The sequence below is a fragment of the Mesoterricola sp. MK458 genome, from assembly GCF_055384935.1.
Window position 1 is genome coordinate 1,332,545 of record NZ_AP045075.1, and the last position, 15,375, is coordinate 1,347,919.

General features: G+C 71.0%; 11 protein-coding genes and 1 riboswitch. All 11 genes read left to right on the forward strand.

What is annotated here, in order from left to right; genetic code table 11:
* Positions 1-8: 8 nt before the first annotated feature.
* The 11 genes from glmU to pepT all read left to right on the forward strand — a co-directional run bounded on the left by glmU (position 9) and on the right by pepT (position 15,374).
* Positions 9-1,409, forward strand: coding sequence for a bifunctional UDP-N-acetylglucosamine diphosphorylase/glucosamine-1-phosphate N-acetyltransferase GlmU (gene glmU, locus ACZ5LB_RS05745; protein ID WP_464605208.1), 1,401 nt, complete (start codon positions 9-11; stop codon positions 1,407-1,409).
* A 57-nt stretch (positions 1,410-1,466) separates the two neighbouring features.
* Positions 1,467-2,243: an MlaE family ABC transporter permease gene (locus ACZ5LB_RS05750; RefSeq protein WP_464605209.1), complete on the forward strand. Its 777-nt coding sequence runs from the start codon at positions 1,467-1,469 to the stop codon at positions 2,241-2,243.
* 8 nt (positions 2,244-2,251) lie between these two features.
* On the forward strand, positions 2,252-3,049 hold the full coding sequence (locus ACZ5LB_RS05755; protein ID WP_464605210.1) for an ABC transporter ATP-binding protein: 798 nt from the start codon (positions 2,252-2,254) through the stop codon (positions 3,047-3,049).
* On the forward strand, positions 3,046-4,518 hold the full coding sequence (locus ACZ5LB_RS05760) for an MlaD family protein (protein ID WP_464605211.1): 1,473 nt from the start codon (positions 3,046-3,048) through the stop codon (positions 4,516-4,518). Before ACZ5LB_RS05755 ends, ACZ5LB_RS05760 begins: the two co-directional genes overlap by 4 nt.
* 7 nt (positions 4,519-4,525) lie before the next feature.
* On the forward strand, positions 4,526-5,302 hold the full coding sequence (locus ACZ5LB_RS05765; RefSeq protein WP_464605212.1) for a DUF116 domain-containing protein: 777 nt from the start codon (positions 4,526-4,528) through the stop codon (positions 5,300-5,302).
* Positions 5,302-6,192, forward strand: a complete 891-nt coding sequence (locus ACZ5LB_RS05770) for a UbiA family prenyltransferase (RefSeq protein ID WP_464605213.1) — start codon at positions 5,302-5,304, stop codon at positions 6,190-6,192. Before ACZ5LB_RS05765 ends, ACZ5LB_RS05770 begins: the two co-directional genes overlap by 1 nt.
* Positions 6,193-6,329: 137 nt before the next feature.
* Positions 6,330-8,672 (forward strand): serine/threonine-protein kinase, encoded by a 2,343-nt coding sequence (locus tag ACZ5LB_RS05775; protein WP_464605214.1) that lies wholly within the window; start codon positions 6,330-6,332, stop codon positions 8,670-8,672.
* Positions 8,669-10,483 carry an ATP-binding protein gene (locus ACZ5LB_RS05780; protein WP_464605215.1) on the forward strand — a complete coding sequence of 605 codons (1,815 nt, stop codon included), beginning with the start codon at positions 8,669-8,671 and terminating at the stop codon, positions 10,481-10,483. Before ACZ5LB_RS05775 ends, ACZ5LB_RS05780 begins: the two co-directional genes overlap by 4 nt.
* A gap of 1 nt (position 10,484) precedes the next feature.
* A riboswitch (Fluoride riboswitch) is annotated at positions 10,485-10,548 on the forward strand.
* A 15-nt stretch (positions 10,549-10,563) separates the two neighbouring features.
* On the forward strand, positions 10,564-11,784 hold the full coding sequence (locus ACZ5LB_RS05785) for a chloride channel protein (RefSeq protein WP_464605216.1): 1,221 nt from the start codon (positions 10,564-10,566) through the stop codon (positions 11,782-11,784).
* 83 nt (positions 11,785-11,867) lie between these two features.
* Complete coding sequence (locus tag ACZ5LB_RS05790; RefSeq protein WP_464605217.1) at positions 11,868-13,592, forward strand: sensor histidine kinase; 1,725 nt, start codon at positions 11,868-11,870, stop codon at positions 13,590-13,592.
* A gap of 498 nt (positions 13,593-14,090) precedes the next feature.
* Positions 14,091-15,374 (forward strand): peptidase T, encoded by a 1,284-nt coding sequence (gene pepT, locus ACZ5LB_RS05795; protein WP_464605218.1) that lies wholly within the window; start codon positions 14,091-14,093, stop codon positions 15,372-15,374.
* Position 15,375: the final 1 nt, after the last annotated feature.

Genomic DNA, 15,375 nt, shown 5'->3' on the forward strand with positions numbered 1-15,375 from the left:
AGCATCCCATGCCGACCCTCGCCCTCATCCTCGCCGCCGGCCTCGGCAAGCGCATGAAGTCCACCCTGCCCAAGGTGCTCCATCCCATCCTGGGCGACCCCTCCCTCCTCTGGGTGCTGCGGGCCCTGCCCGCGGAGGTGTCCCACGCGGTGGTGGTGGTCCACCACGGCAAGGAGCAGGTGGAGGCGGCCCTGGCGGCGTGGGCCTCGGCGGGCCTCCTGCCCTGCCCGGCGACCACCGTGGACCAGGGCGAGCCCCTGGGCACCGGCCACGCCGTGGCCCGGGCCATCCCGGAGCTGGACCGCCTGGGCGCCGAGCGGGTGGTGATCCTCTGCGGCGACGTGCCCCTCATCCGCCGGGAAACCGTGGCGGCCCTGGCCCGCGCCGAGGGGTCGGTGCTGGCCATGGACCTGGACGACCCCGCGGGCTATGGCCGCGTGGTGGAGGAGGGCGGCGCCCTGAAGGCCATCGTGGAGCACAAGGACGCCTCGGAGGCCGTGCGCGCCATCCGCCGGGTCAACGGCGGCGCCTACGCGCTGCCCTGGGCGCCCCTGCGGGAAGCCCTCGGGCGGCTCACCAACACCAACGCCCAGGGCGAGTACTACCTCACCGACGCCGTGGTCGACGTGGCCACCCGGGTGCGGGTGGCGGTGGACCTCTGCGAGCCCGCCGAGATGATGGGCATGAACTCCCGCGTGGACCAGGCCACCCTCCAGCGCTTCGCACAGGAACGGGTGAACCGGGCCTGGATGGAGGCCGGGGTGACCTTCCTGGATCCCGCCGCGACCCTGGTGGGCCCCCGCGTGACCCTGGGGCAGGACGTGCTCCTGGCCCCCGGCGCGCGGCTGGAGGGCGCCGTCACGGTGGGCGCGGGCACCCAGGTGGGCCAGGGCTGCGTCATCACCGACAGCGACCTGGCCGAGGGCGTGGAGGTGCGCCCCTACTGCGTGATCAACCGCTCCCAGGTGGGCCCGGGCGCCATGCTGGGGCCCTTCGCCCACCTGCGGGAAGGCACGGTGCTGGACCAGGGGGTGCACATGGGCAACTTCGTGGAGACCAAGAAGACCCACATGTACCCCGGGTCCAAGGCGAACCACCTGAGCTACCTGGGCGACTGCGAGGTGGGCGAGCGCACCAACATCGGCGCCGGCCTGATCACGTGCAACTACGACGGGGTCAACAAACACCGCACCATCATCGGCAAGGACGTCTTCGTGGGCTCGGACTGCCAGCTGGTGGCCCCCATCACCCTGGGGGACGGCTGCCTCATCGGGGCGGGCTCCACGCTCACCCAGGACGTGGCCCCCGACGCCGTCGCCCTCACCCGGGCGCCCCTGACCGTGCGCGAGGGCGGGGCGAGCCGCCTCAGGGCCCGGCTGAAGGCGCTCAAGCAGAAAATGAAGGGTTAGGCTAAAGTTGAACAAGCGACCAAGACCCCTCCCCCCCCCACCCCTCCCAGGTACCGAATGATCCCAAGGCTCCTTGAACAGATCGGCGCGAAGATCATCCAGATCCTCGACGACGTGGGCGACCTCGTGACCCTGGGCCTGCGCACGTTCGCGGGGTTCTTCCGCAAGCCCTTCGACGGCCCCAATTTCCTCTACCAGCTCCAGGCCGTGGGGGTGAACTCCGTGCCGGTGGTGGTGCTGACCTCCGTGGCCGTGAGCATGGTGTTCGCGGTGCAGCTCTCCTTCGGGTTCAAGCAGTTCCAGGCCGAGGGCCTCGCGGGCCAGGTGGAGGGCCTCGCAGTCGTGCGGGAGCTGGCCCCGGTGATCACCGGGCTCATGATGGCCGGCCGCGTGGGCTCGGCCATGGCCGCCGAACTGGGGACCATGCAGGTCACCGAGCAGATCGACGCCCTGGAATGCCTGGCCACCGACCCCGTGCACTACCTCTTCGTGCCGCGGGTGCTGGCCAGCCTCGTGATGCTCCCGCTGCTCACGGGCCTGGCCATCTACGTGGGCTACCTGGGCGGCTACCTCCTGCTGGTCATCGTCCAGGGCCAGAGCGCGGTGGTCTACAGCCAGGACTTCTACAAGCTCATCAAGGGCCGCGACCTGCTCATCGCCCTGACCAAGGGGCTGTCCTTCGGCCTGATCATCGCCATGGTGGGGTGCTGGCGGGGCTACCGCACCCGGGGCGGCGCCGAGGGCGTGGGCAACGCGCCCACCTCCAGCGTGGTGACCTCCAGCCTCTGGATCCTGGTCACCGACTTCTTCCTCACCAAGCTCCTCCTCGTCTGAGCCCCGCCGTGCCCGTCATCAACGTCTCCCACCTTTCGAAAGCCTTCGGCAAGCTCGTGGTCCTCGCCGACGTGAACCTCGCGGTCGAGGAAGGCGAGAGCCTGGTCATCCTGGGCGGCTCCGGCACCGGCAAGACGGTGCTCCTGCGCTGCATCATGGGCCTCCTCAAGCCCGACTCCGGCCACGTGGCCATCTCCGGGAAGAACATCCAGGACATGACCCGCGACCAGCTCTTCGAGGCGCGCAAGGAGATCGGGATGTGCTTCCAGATGGCCGCGCTCTTCGACTCCATGTCCGTGGAGGAGAACGTGGGCTTCGCCTTGAAGCGCCACACGACGATGACCCGGGGCGAGATCCTGGACCGCGTGGACGAGTGCCTGAACCTGGTGGGCCTCAAGGGCACCAACAAGCTGCGCCCCGCGGAACTCTCGGGCGGCATGAAGCGCCGGGTGGGCTTCGCCCGGGCCATCGCCCTCAAGCCCAAGATCCTCCTCTTCGACGAGCCCACCACGGGCCTGGACCCGGTGATGACCGACGTCATCGGCCGGATCATCATGGACCTCAAGCGGGAGCTGGGCGTCACCAGCATCACCATCACCCACGACCTCAAGAGCGCGTTCGCCATCGCCGACCGCATCGCCCTGCTGTTCCGGGGCCAGTGCCTGGCGGTCCAGAAGCCCGAAGACTTCAGGGAGAACCCCAACGAGGTCATCCAGCAGTTCCTCAGGGGCGACGCCGACGGTCCCTTCCTCCAGGACCCGCCGCCGCCCTCCAAGAAGCCTTCCCCGTCCGAGGCCCACCCATGAGCATGAAACTTGAAACGAAAGTCGGAGCCTTCTTCGTCGCGGCCATCGGGGTCCTGGGAATCCTGATCCTTCGCATGGAGAAGCTCGAACTGTTCGCCGGCAACGGCCAGAACCACGTCTCCACCTCCTTCGCCCAGGTGGCGGGCCTGAGCCTGCAGAGCAAGGTGCGGGTCGCCGGCGTGCCGGTGGGCGCGGTGACCACCATCGAGCTCCAGGGCAAGTCCGCGCGCGTCGTCCTGTCCCTGCCCCAGGAGTTCAGGATCTACAAGGACGCCTCGGCGTCGCTGAGCTCCATCGGCATCCTGGGCGAGAAGTACATCGAGCTGGATCCGGGCCACCCCGAGGCCGGCGCCCTGCCCACCGACGGCACCATCCCCAGCAAGGCCGGCATGGGCATGGACACGATCATGGAGTCCCTGGGCTCCATCAGCCAGGACGTCAAGAGCATCACCGGCGCCCTGAACAAGAGCATCGGCGGCGAGGAAGGCCGCATGAAGCTGGACGAGATCGTGGACAACATCCGGGTGCTCACCGGCGAGTTCCGGGCCATGAGCCAGGAGAACCACGGCGCCATCAACGCGACCATGGCCAACGTGCAGCAGATGAGCTCCGAACTCCGGGAGCGCCTGCCCCGCCTGGCCCAGCAGTTCGAGGACCTCGGCAAGAACCTGAACGCCATGGTCAACGAGGGCCGGCCCGAGCTCAACGGCATCCTCAAGGACGTGCGCAGGCTCTCGGCCGACCTCCACGTGACCGTGGACAACGTCAACCAGATCACCGGCAAGATGAACCGGGGCGAAGGCACCATCGGCAAGCTGCTCAACGACGAGACCACGGTGCAGAAGATCAACCTCGCCGTGGACAACGTCAATTCCATGCTGGGCGGCTGGAAGGCCATGGACCTGAACCTGGACCTGAACGCGGCCCGGTGGACCAAGCGCGGCGACTCCAAGGTGGGCATCGGCATCGACATCGTCCCCGCCCGCGACCACTGGTACGCCCTCGAACTGTCCTCCACCCCCGACGGGAAGATCTCCGACTCCACCCGCACCGCCACGGTCATCGACCCCAAGACCGGCCTTCCCACGCAGGTGTCGGTGGCGGAGCGGTCCATCAACGTGGACCAGTCGTTCACCGTCTCGGCCCAGTTCGCCAAGCGCCTGGCCGAGAACTACGTCTTCACCGCCGGCCTCGTGGACGGCAGGGGCGGCGTGGGCGCGGAGTTCCGGGCCTTCAACGACCGCTTCCGGTTCGGCGGCCTCGCCTACGACTTCACCAAGCGACCCGACAAGCCCAACCCCCGCTACCGCCTGACCACCAGCTACCAGTTCTACAAGGGGTTCTACGCCATGGCCGGCCTCCAGGACATCGCCAATTCCGACCTGCGGACCTTCTTCGTGGGCGGCGGCATCCGCTGGAAGGACGAGGATCTCAAAAAGCTTGTGGGCCTCGCCAGCGTTGGGAAATAATGGCGGGATGACGCAGCACCCCCTGCCCCAGGAAAGCCACCGGCTGTTCATTGCCGTGCGCCGGGGCGTGCCGCTGACCCTGGCCGCCGCACTCATGGTGCTCGCGGTCCTGGAACCGGCCGGGCTGGGGTGGCCCCGCGGCTGGCTCATCCTGGGAGCCATGGGCTGTCTGGGCGAGGTGTGGCCCACCTTCAAGATCGGCCGGGCCTACGCCCGGGGCCGCACGGCCATCCAGCGCTGGGACGCCGGCTGGGTGTGGGCCCTGCGCCCCCTGTTCCGGCGCCTGGGCCTGGAGGAGGCCTGGATCCTTTCCTTCTGCGCCTGGAACAACCACAAGGTGCGAAGCCTCTTCCGGAGCGCCCGGGCCCGGCGGGCCCTGGTGCTGCTGCCCCACTGCATCCAGATGGCCCGGTGCAAGGCCGACGTCCTCACGGATCTCTCCAGCTGCTACGAGTGCGGCCTGTGCGCCGTGGGCGACCTCCTGCCCCTGAAGCTCAGCCTGGGCTGGGAGACGCGCATCTCCAACCGCAGCCACAAGGCCTACCGCGAGGCCCGGGAGCACCGCCCCGACCTCATCGTGGCCGTGAGCTGCACGGACCGGCTCTTCAAGGGCCTGGTGAAGCTCCCCGAGGTGCCCTGCTACGTCATCCCCCTGCAACTGCCCCACCGCATGTGCGTGGACACCACGTTCTCCGTCCCCCACCTGCTGGCCGCCATGGAGAACCTCGTGGAGCCCAGGGATGCCGACCGGGTGGTGCCCCTGCGCCGGGAGGGCATCGCGTAGTGGCCTACCCCATCCGCACCGCCTGCGAGCGCATCGCGGGCCCCGAGGTCACCGCGTACCTCCTGCACCTGCGTCCCATGGAATGGCCCATCATGTCGGCCCACTTCCTCCTGGGCGCGCTGCTGGCCACGGGCTGGCGCACGCCCCCCGGGCCCGCCCTGCTGGGCTGGTTCGTGTTCGTGGCCCTGCTCAACGGCGGCACCCTCGCCATCAACAGCGCCTTCGACCGGGACGAAGGGGACATCGGCTACCTGAAGGCCCCCCCCAAACCGCCCCGGTACCTGCTGCACGTGTCCGCGGCGATGCTCGCCCTCTCCCTTTTCCTGGGCTTCCTGCTGCCGCCGGTGTTCGCCTGGAGCAACGCCGCGTGCGTGGGGATGTCCATCCTGTACTCCGTGCCCCCCGCCCGCCTCAAGGCCCGGGCCGGCTGGGACCTGCTGATCAACTGCCTGGGGTTCGGCGCCCTGGCGCCCCTGGCCGGCTGGGGCCTCACGGGGCTGCCCGTCACGCCGGGCATGCGCAGCGTGGCCGTCGGCTTCGCCTTCCTCTTCGGCGCCCTGTACCCCGCCACCCAGCTCTACCAGATCGCCGAGGACCGCGCCCGGGGCGACCGCACCCTGGCCATCGTCCTGGGCGAGGGCCCCAGCCTGGGCTTCGCCTCCGGCCTGGCCGTCGCGGCGCACCTGTGGTTCGCCTGGGGCGCCCTGCAGACCGGCCGCAATCCCCTTCCCCTGGTGATTTCCCTGGTGGCCTGGCTGGGTGTGCTGCTCCCCTGGTGGGCGACCTGGCGCTCCTTCACCCAGGCCCAGCATGAAAAGGGAATGTACCGGTGCCTGATGGCCTGGGCCATTACCGATGTAAGCATCCTGCTCCTGCTCTGGCCCCGCTGATCCCCCGGGGCCCGCGGACACCGGGGAAGAATATGCGTACATGCGGTGAATTAAAGAAATGGATTGGAATTTTAAATTATTTGCACTGAGTCTCTCTCGCAGCATACTGGGTTCATGATGCCCTCATCATCGTGCCCATGGCCCACGACGCCCTGAAGCTCCAGCCCGCGTGGTTGGACGCCCAGTGCCCGCGCATGGGACGCTACGTCCTCGGCCCCCTCCTGGGCAAGGGGGGCATGGGCGAAGTGCTGGAGGGCTGGGACGTGGTGCTCTGCCGCGTGGTGGCCCTCAAGATCCTGCGGAACATGGACGCCACGGCGGTGATCCGCTTCATGCACGAGGCCCAGGTGCACGCCCGGGTGGCCCACCCCAACATCTGCCGGGTCTACGACGTGGAAGTGTCGGACGGCACCGTGATGATCGCCATGCAGCTGGTGCGGGGGCTCAACCTGGACCAGGCGCGCCCCGACCTCGCCACCCACGAGGCGGTGACCCTCATGGCCCAGGTGGCCGAGGGCGTCCACGCGGCCCACCGCCTCAAGCTCATCCACCGCGACCTCAAGCCCTCCAACATCCTTTTGGAACGGGGGGAGGACGGCCAGTGGGTGCCCTACATCTGCGACTTCGGCCTGGCCATGGCCCTGGACGAGCCGGCCTTCACCGCCAGCAACGGGATCATCGGCACGCCGGCCTACATGGCCCCCGAGCAGTTCCGGGGCGACCGGGCCCTGATCGGTCCGGCCACAGACGTGTATTGCCTGGGCGGGACCCTCCACTACCTCCTGTACGGCCGCCCTCCGGGCGGCTCCCTGACCACGGCGGGAGGCCAGGCCGGGCGCAAGCGCACCATCGAGCTGCCCACGAACCGCGAGGTGCACCGGGATCTGAAGAACATCCTCATCAAGTGTCTCCAGCCCGACCCCGGGCTCCGGTACGGCACCGCGGCCGCCCTGGCGGAGGACCTCTGGGCCCACCTGAACGGGGAGAAGGTGAACGCCACCCTTCCCGGCCCCCTGGGCCGGCTCTGGCGGCGGTGGCACACCCGGGTGGCCGCGGGCCTTCCCTTCCTCCTGGGGGCAGGCGGCCTCCTGTGCGGCGCGGCGGCCACCGGCCTCTACCTCGGCCTCGTCCGGGAACGGGAGACCTCCCTGGCGAACCGCTTCGCGGAGGCGACCCGCCAGATGGAACTGGGACTCCTGCTGGAGCGGACCCAGCCCATCCACGACCTCCGCCCCGCCCAGGCCCGGGTGCGGGCCCGCATGGAGGCTCTCCAGGCGGAAATGGCGGCCCTGGGTCCAGGCGCCGACGGCCCCGGCCACCTGGCGTTGGCCCGGGGCGCCTTGAGCCTGCGCGACTTCAGCCTGGCCCGGGCCGAGGCCGAGCGGGCCTGGGAGGCCGGCGGCCGCACTCCCGCCCATGCCCGGGCCCTGGCCCGGGCCCTGGGCCTGGAAGCGGCCCTGGGCGAAGGCCAGGCCTCCGATCCCGGCCGCCTGGAGGCGCTCCACCCCAAGGGACGGGGCCTGACGGGAGGCGGAGAGGCCCTCGGCCGGGCCCTGGCGGCCCGCCTGCGCCGGGACGATGCCAAGGCCGCCGCCGAGGCCCTGGCCGACGCCCAGGTCAACCCCTGGCGGACCGAAGCCGTGGCCCTGGCGTCGGCGAGCCTGTGCGCCCTGGGGCAGCTCGCCCAGGACGGCGGAGACATCCCCGGGGCCGTGGCGAAGTACCGCGAGGCCCTGGACGCCGCCCAGCGCTGCCTCGCCCGGGTGCCCAGCGACCCGCTGGCCCACCACGCCGCCCTGGCGCCCGCGCGAAGCCTGGCCGCGCTCCAGCTGGACCAGGGCCTGCTGACCCCCGAAGCCCTGGCGGCGGTCGAGGCCCAGTGCCACCAGGCCCTCAAGCTGGACCCGGACGAACCCGGCCTCCAGGCGGACTGGTTGGGGCTTCGCACCCTGAGGATCCTCCTGCTCCGGAACCTGGGCAAGGACGCCCGGCAGGAGCTGGACGAGGCCATGATCTTCCAGGGCACCCGCCTCAAGGAGCCCCTCACCCGGGCCCTGCGCGCCGGGCGCATGGCCATTCTCCTTCTGCAGGCCCAGGCCGCCTTCCGGCGGGGGGAGGACCCCGGCCCGGCCCTGAACGAGAGCCTCAGGATCGCCGACCCCGCCCCCTTCCTGTCCCGGGACCTGCGCCGGGACGCGCTGGTCCTCAAGGCCCGGGCGGAGGCCGCCCGCGGCCTGGACCCGGGCCCCACCCTGGCCGAGGCCCTGGCCCGCGTCCCGCCCACGGACCACCCCTCCTGGACGGCGGCCCAGAGCGCCTGCGAGGCCTGGCTGGTGCGCGCCGAGTGGGAGATCGCCCGGGGCCTGGACGCCGCCGACAGCCTGCGCAAGGCCCGCACCTTCATCAACTCGGCCCTGCAGCTCAACCCCGGTTCCGTGGCCGGGCGTGCCCTGGAGGCACGCATAAAGGGTCGCCTGTGAAGGCCCGCATCCTCCACCTGACGCCCCACGAGGACGCGGAGAAGGCCGTGGCCGCCCTGCTGGCGGGGGACTACATCCCCTGCGACCTCACCTGGGTCGCGGAGCCCACGGCCTTCCTGGCCGCGCTCCAGGGCGGCATCCGCCCCGACCTGGTGCTCCTGGATCTCGACGCCCCGGACGGCGCGGCCTGCCTGCGCGAGGCCGCGCGGCTGCATCCCGGGATGCCGGTGATCCTCCTGTGCGGGGACGACGGCGAGGACGGCGCCCTGGAGGCCCTGCGCCAGGGCGCCACGGACTACGTCCTCCGGAACCGCCTGCGCCGCCTGCCCTCCCTGGTGCGCCGCGCCCTGGCGGAGGCGCGGGAGGTCGCCGCCCGCCGGGAGGCCGAAAGCGCCAACGCGCGCCTCAACTCCCTCCTGCGGGCCATCCTGGACGCCACCTCCGAGGGCATCCTCGTGGGGGACCTGGCGGGCCGGATCACCACCTACAACCGGAAGCTCATGAGCCTATGCGGCATCCCGGAGTACATCCTGGCCACCCTGGAGATGGACAAGGTGATCCAGTTCCTGGTGGACCACTTCCAGGACCCCGGCGCCTTCATGGAGGAGGTGCGCCACCTGGGCGCCCAGTCCGACCGCGAGACCCAGGGCCTGCTGCGGTCCCTGGAGGAGCGCCAGATCGAAGGCGCGGGCCGGCCCTACCGCCTGGGCGGCGAGACCGTGGGCCGGGTCTTCAGCTTCCGGGACGTGACGGACCGGGAGCGCAGCGCCGAGCGCCTCAAGCTGGTGATCAACGCCCAGCGTCCCTTCCTGGACGCCGCGGTGGACGCGGGCCTGGTGCTCTGGCACGAATCGGGCGGGGCCCTGGCGCTGTCGGAGGCCGCCAAACCGATGCTGGGCCTGGAGGAACGGGACCTGCCCCAGACCCTGGAGGCCCTCCTGGACCGGGTCCACCCGGGAGACGTGTCCACCCTGCGGGAGGCGCTGGACGCACCCCGCGCGGACTGCGAGGTGCGCCTTCGCACGGCCGCCGAGACCTGGATCCCCACGGGCTGGCAGCTGGCCCGGGACCCTGAGGGCCGGCGCGGCGGCGCCTTCCGGGACATCACGGGCGTCCAGCTCGCCCGCCGGGAGGCCGAGGCCCGCGCGCACAACCAGTGGACGACCGCCCTGGCCTCGAGCTTCGCCCGCGCCCTGCGCACGCCCCTGGAGAACCTGCACGGCCACCTGGCCGCCCTGCCCGCCCAGGGGGGGCGCCTGGAGGAGGCCCGGGCCTGCGCGGGCGTCCTCTCCGACCTCCTGGCCCAGGCCGCCCGGGCCGCCCAGCTCGGGCCGGCGCCGGATCTCCTGCTGGAACTCAACACGATGGTGGAGCGGGTCCGCCCCTGGGCCGAGGGGCTCGCCGGGCCCGGCATCACCCTGGCCTGGGACCTGCAGCCGGGCCTTCCGGCCCTGCCCATCAGCCCGGGACACCTGGAGCCCGTGCTCATGAACCTGCTCCGCAACGCCCGGGAGGCCCTGGACGCCCCGGGCGAGATCCGGGTGCGCACCTTCCTGGCCGAGCCCGGGCCCGGGGAGAAGGCCCCCCCGCACCTGGTCCTGGAAGTGCGGGACAACGGCCCGGGCATTCCGCCCCGGGTGGCGGAACGGATGTTCGAGCCCTGCTTCACCACCCGGGCCGGGGCCCGGGGCCTGGGGCTGACCGTGGCGCGCTGCCTGGTGGAGGGCGCCGGAGGCCGCATCGAGGTGGACACCGGACCCATGCGGGGCACGGCGGTGAAGGTCAGCCTGCCGCTCGGATCCATGGTATAACTGCCCCACAGGTGATGGTGTCCACCCCAAAACCGCCCTTTCCGGCTGATGGCGCCTACGTGACAGGACCCGGGGGGCACATGGTCGGAGTGAGGTGGAGGGCGGCGCGGACCGTCTGGGATCTGGGAATGGGCGCCGCGGTGGGCCTGCTCGCGGGCACGGCGAGCTACCTGTTCCTGTGGCTGCTGGAGGGTACCCTCCGCCTGCGGGAGGGGCACCTGTGGCTGGTGGGCCTCCTGCCGGTCTTCGGCATGGTGAGCGCCTGGCTCTACACGCGCTGGGGCGGGGAATCCGAAGGGGGCAGCACCCTCGTCCTGGACGAGGTGATGGAGTTCCAGGGCCGCGTCCCCTCCCGCATGGCGCCCCTGGTGCTGGCGGGCACCCTCCTGACCCACCTGGGCGGCGGCTCGGCGGGGCGCGAAGGCACCGCGGTGCAGATGGGCGCCAGCCTGGCCCGCACCCTGGGCAAGCTCCCCTGGGCCTGGCTGCGCCTCACCCGCAGCCGCCAGCGCCTCCTCCTCATGGCGGGGGTGTCTGGGGGCTTCGGTTCGCTGTTCGGAACCCCGGCGGCCGGGGCCCTGTTCGGCATGGAGGTCATCACCATCGGGAAGATCCACTACGAGGGCCTCCTGGTCTGCACCATGGCCAGCTTCGCCGGGGACGGCATCTGCCGCTGGCTGGGGGCGCCCCACGCCCACTTCCACCCCGCGGCCCTGGGCCTGACGCCCGCGGTGGCCATGAAACTGCTGCTATTCGCGCTGCCCGTGGCCCTGGTGGCCGGCGGGTTCTCGGAGCTCACCCACCGCCTGGCGGCCCTCACCCGCCGGATCCATCCCTACCTGCGGGCCGCCCTGGGAGGCGGCGCGGTGGGGGTGCTGGCCCTGGCCTTCGGCACCCCCGACTTCCTCAACCTGGGCACGGTCTGGCTCCCCCGGGTCTTCGACGGGGCCGGGCCGGTGCCCTCCTGGGCCTTCGCGGCCAAGCTCCTGTTCACGGTGGTGACCCTGGGCTTCGGATTCAAGGGCGGCGAGGTCACGCCCCTGTTCGTCATCGGCGCGCTGCTGGGGGCCGCCCTGGCGCCGGCGCTGGGCCTGCCCGTGCCCTTCCTGGCGGCCGTGGGCTTCATCGCCGTGTTCGCCGCGGCCAGCAACACCCCCATCGCCTCCACCCTCATGGGCATCGAGCTGTTCGGCGGCGCCTTCGCGGGGCCGCTGGTGATCACATCCTTCCTGGCCTACATCCTGGTGGGGCACCGGGGCATCTACGGGGGCACGCGGGTCCACACCCGCAAGGACGCCTGAGCGGCCACCCGGACAGGCCGGGACCTTTTGGTCCATAATGATTCATTCCCCAACGGTCCCACCGCCCTCCCCAGAGGTCCCCCTTGCCCGGATTTCCCCCCTTCAGCCGACCCGCAGGCACCTGGGCCCCCAAGGCGGCCCTCGTCGCCTTCTGGCTTGCGGTGGCCCTGGCCCACCTGGCCTCGCCGCCGGGGATGCGGGAGCGGACCTGGCCGGCGGCGTACGGGCTCCTGGAGCTCCTGGCCTTCGTCAGCCTGTTCCTGCGCGCCTGGAAGACCACGGGCCCCGAGCGCACCGCCTGGGCCTTCCTGGCCGCCTCCACCCTCACCGACACCGCCAGCCTGGCCCTCACCCTCCTGGCCGCCCTGGGCGTGCCGCTGCCCCTGGACGGGCTCTTCGCGGGGCTGAACCTGCTGAACCTGGCCACGGGCCTGCTGGTGGTGGTGGGCGTCCTCAGCTTCCCCCGGGCCCGGGAGCGCCGGAGCCGGGGCAAGCGCCAGCTCCTGGACAGCCTCATCTTCGCCACCTCGCTTCTGCTCCTCCTGTGGGTGATGGGCGTGCAGACGTCGGTCCGCTCCGCGGGCATGGGGTTCCGGGTCTTCCTGGCCTACCTCAACGCCGCGCTGCTGGGCGGAGGCGTCGTGTTCATCACCTCCGGCCACCTGGGCCGGGCCCGGGGGGCCTTCGGCTGGCTCGCCATGTCCGCCCTGGCCTGGCTGGCCTCCCTGACCCTGTGGACCCTCGCCGGCCTGCCACCCCAGGTGAACCGGGAGGCGTGGATCGTGGTGGCGGGCCTGATCCCCCTCTGCCAGGGCCTGGCCGCCTGGACACCCCATTCCGCCGAGGAGAAGGATCCCCGGTCCGAAAGCCCCTTGCGGTTCTTCCGGTCCCTGCCCTACCTGCCCATGGCCGCCTGCATCGCCGCTTTGAGCTGGATCCTGGCCTGGCGCCCCCAGGACGTGACCCGGGAGACCTTCGGGATCTTCCTGCTGATGGTCGTGTTCATGGTGCTGCGCATGCTCCAGGCAATCCATGACCTCCAGGCCTCCAACACCCACCTGGAGCAGCGGGTCCGCCAGCGCACCCAGGCCCTGGAACACGCGCAGGAGGCCCTCCTGCGCACCGAGCGCCTCAACACCCTGGCCACCCTCGGCGCCGGCCTGACCCACGACCTGAACAACCTCCTGGGCGCCCTGCGCACCACCGCCGAACTCATGAACACCCACCTGGAGGAGGGCCAGGAACCCAGCCGCCGCGACGTGAAGCGCATCATCGACATCGCCGGGAAGGCCAGCGGCACCACCCAGCGGCTCATGAACTTCGGCCGGCGGGCGGCGGCCCCCGGCAACACCGCCCGGGACATCGCCGACGCCCTGGCCGCCAGCCGAGAGACCATGCGGATGCTCCTGCCCGACAGCATCACCCTCTCCCTGGGCATCGACCCGGGCACCTGCCCCGCCCTGGTGGAGACCTCCACCCTCGAGCAGGTGCTGGTGAACCTGGTGAGCAACGCCAAGGACGCCATGCCCCAGGGGGGCGAAGTGGCCATCCGGCTCTTTTCCGGCACCACCGCCGGGGGCGGCTCCGCGGCCATCCTGGAGGTGAGCGACACCGGCCACGGCATCCGCCCCGAGGACCAGGCCTCCATCTTCGACCCCTTCTTCACCACCAAGCCCGAGGGCAAGGGCACCGGCCTGGGCCTGGCCTCGGTGCGGGCGCTCATGGAGGCCCAGAACGGCACGGTGGACGTGGTGAGCTTCCCGGGGAAAGGGACGACGTTCAGATTGGCCTTTCCGGCGTTGCCTTGAAAGGGGAGATGGGGTCGGGTTATGCAGGCCGGGCGGGGGTGGCTGATAACCGATCGGGCCGGTGCAGGATGGCAATAAAAATTGTTTGATTTCATCGCATGAAACCGAAGCGCCGCGAATACCTGGCAAAAGGATGAAACGCTGGGGCGCTGGGGGCTCGCTGAGGCGCTGGGTTAACTGATTTCATTCTTCTTCTCCCAGCGCCTCTGCGAGACCCCTGCGACTCTGCGTTCAATTTTTTCGCTTAACCTTCCGATCCACCTCGGACAACGCGTTCACGGCCAGACAAACACCCCTTCACCCGATGACCACCCAGGACCCCGATTCAGGTCCCCATTCCCTTGCCCTGATTTCTTCCCAGTTCCACCAAAGCCAGTGCCGCGAATGGGTCGGACCGTGAATTCGTGGTGAGCCCGGGTACACTATTCCAATCCATTCCTTCGCCCCGGCCCCCGGGGCCCGCCAACCGCCGGCCCGGTCCGGCGCGGGAGTCCTGCGATGACCATCTGGAACCTTGAACCCTCCGAAAAGCAGGAGCTCCTCGACCGATTCCTCCGCTACGTGGCGGTGGACACCCGCAGCGACGACAACGCCACGTGCTTTCCGTCCACCGAAAAGCAGAAGGACCTCGCGCGCATCCTGGTGGCCGAACTGGAGGCCCTGGGCTGCGAGGGCGCGGCCATGGACGCGTGGGGCTACGTGACGGCCCGGGTTCCGGCCAACCTCCCCGCGGGGCACCCGGCCTTCGGCAAGGTCCCGGTGGTGGGCTTCCTGGCCCACCTGGACACCTACCACGCCACGCCGGGTGCCGGGGTCAAGCCGCGCATCGTCCGGGGCTACGACGGGGGCGACCTGGTGCTGGGCGCGGGCGAGACCCTGGAGGCCGCCCGGAACCCGGCCCTGGCCCAGTGCGTGGGGCACACCCTGGTGACCACGGACGGCACGACCCTCCTGGGCGCCGACGACAAGGCCGGCATCGCCGAGATCCTGAGCCTCCTGGCCTGGCTGCGGCGCAACCCGGGGTTCCTGCACGGGGAGCTGCGCATCGGCTTCACCCCGGACGAGGAGGTGGGCCGGGGCACCGAGCACTTCGACGTGGCCGCCTTCGGGGCGCAGTACGCCTACACCCTGGACGGCTCGACCCTGGGCGAGGTGGAGGACGAGACCTTCTGCGCGGACACGGCGATCTTCACCATCACCGGCCACGACGTGCACCCGGGCTACGCCAAGGGCGTCATGGTCAACGCGGTGCGCGTCGCGGCCAAGCTGGTGGACCTCCTGCCCCCCGACAGCCTGCCGGAGACCACCGAGGACCGGCAGCCGTACCTCCACCCCTTCTCCCTCACCGGCGACGTGACCCGGGCCGAGCTCAAGCTCCTGGTGCGGGCCTTCACCGAGGAGGAGCTGGCCGGGCGCGAGGAGGTGCTCGCCAGGCTCAAGCGCGACGCCGAGGGCGCCTTCCCCGGCGTCTCCATCGGACTGGAGATCAAGGAATCCTACCGGAACATGATCTACCGCATCGCCGAGGATCCCAAGGTGCTGGACTACGCCCTGGAGGCCGTGACCCGCCAGGGCATCACGCCCATCCGCAGGGCCATCCGCGGCGGCACGGACGGGGCCCGGCTGTCCTACATGGGCCTGCCCACGCCGAACATCTTCGCCGGCGGGCAGAGCTTCCACTCCGTGCAGGAGTGGGTGTCCCTGGAGTGGATGGCCGCGGCGGTGGAAGTGTGCATCCAGCTGCTGGGCGTGTGGGTGGAGAAGTCGGGCCGGGAGGCCTGAC

Coding starts and splice junctions, on each gene's coding strand:
- ACZ5LB_RS05785 (WP_464605216.1), top strand. CDS start 10,564: ATGGTCGGAGTGAGGTGGAGGGCGGCGCGGACCGTCTGGGATCTGGGA.
- ACZ5LB_RS05750 (WP_464605209.1), top strand. CDS start 1,467: ATGATCCCAAGGCTCCTTGAACAGATCGGCGCGAAGATCATCCAGATC.
- ACZ5LB_RS05775 (WP_464605214.1), top strand. CDS start 6,330: ATGGCCCACGACGCCCTGAAGCTCCAGCCCGCGTGGTTGGACGCCCAG.
- glmU (WP_464605208.1), top strand. CDS start 9: ATGCCGACCCTCGCCCTCATCCTCGCCGCCGGCCTCGGCAAGCGCATG.
- ACZ5LB_RS05760 (WP_464605211.1), top strand. CDS start 3,046: ATGAGCATGAAACTTGAAACGAAAGTCGGAGCCTTCTTCGTCGCGGCC.
- pepT (WP_464605218.1), top strand. CDS start 14,091: ATGACCATCTGGAACCTTGAACCCTCCGAAAAGCAGGAGCTCCTCGAC.
- ACZ5LB_RS05765 (WP_464605212.1), top strand. CDS start 4,526: ATGACGCAGCACCCCCTGCCCCAGGAAAGCCACCGGCTGTTCATTGCC.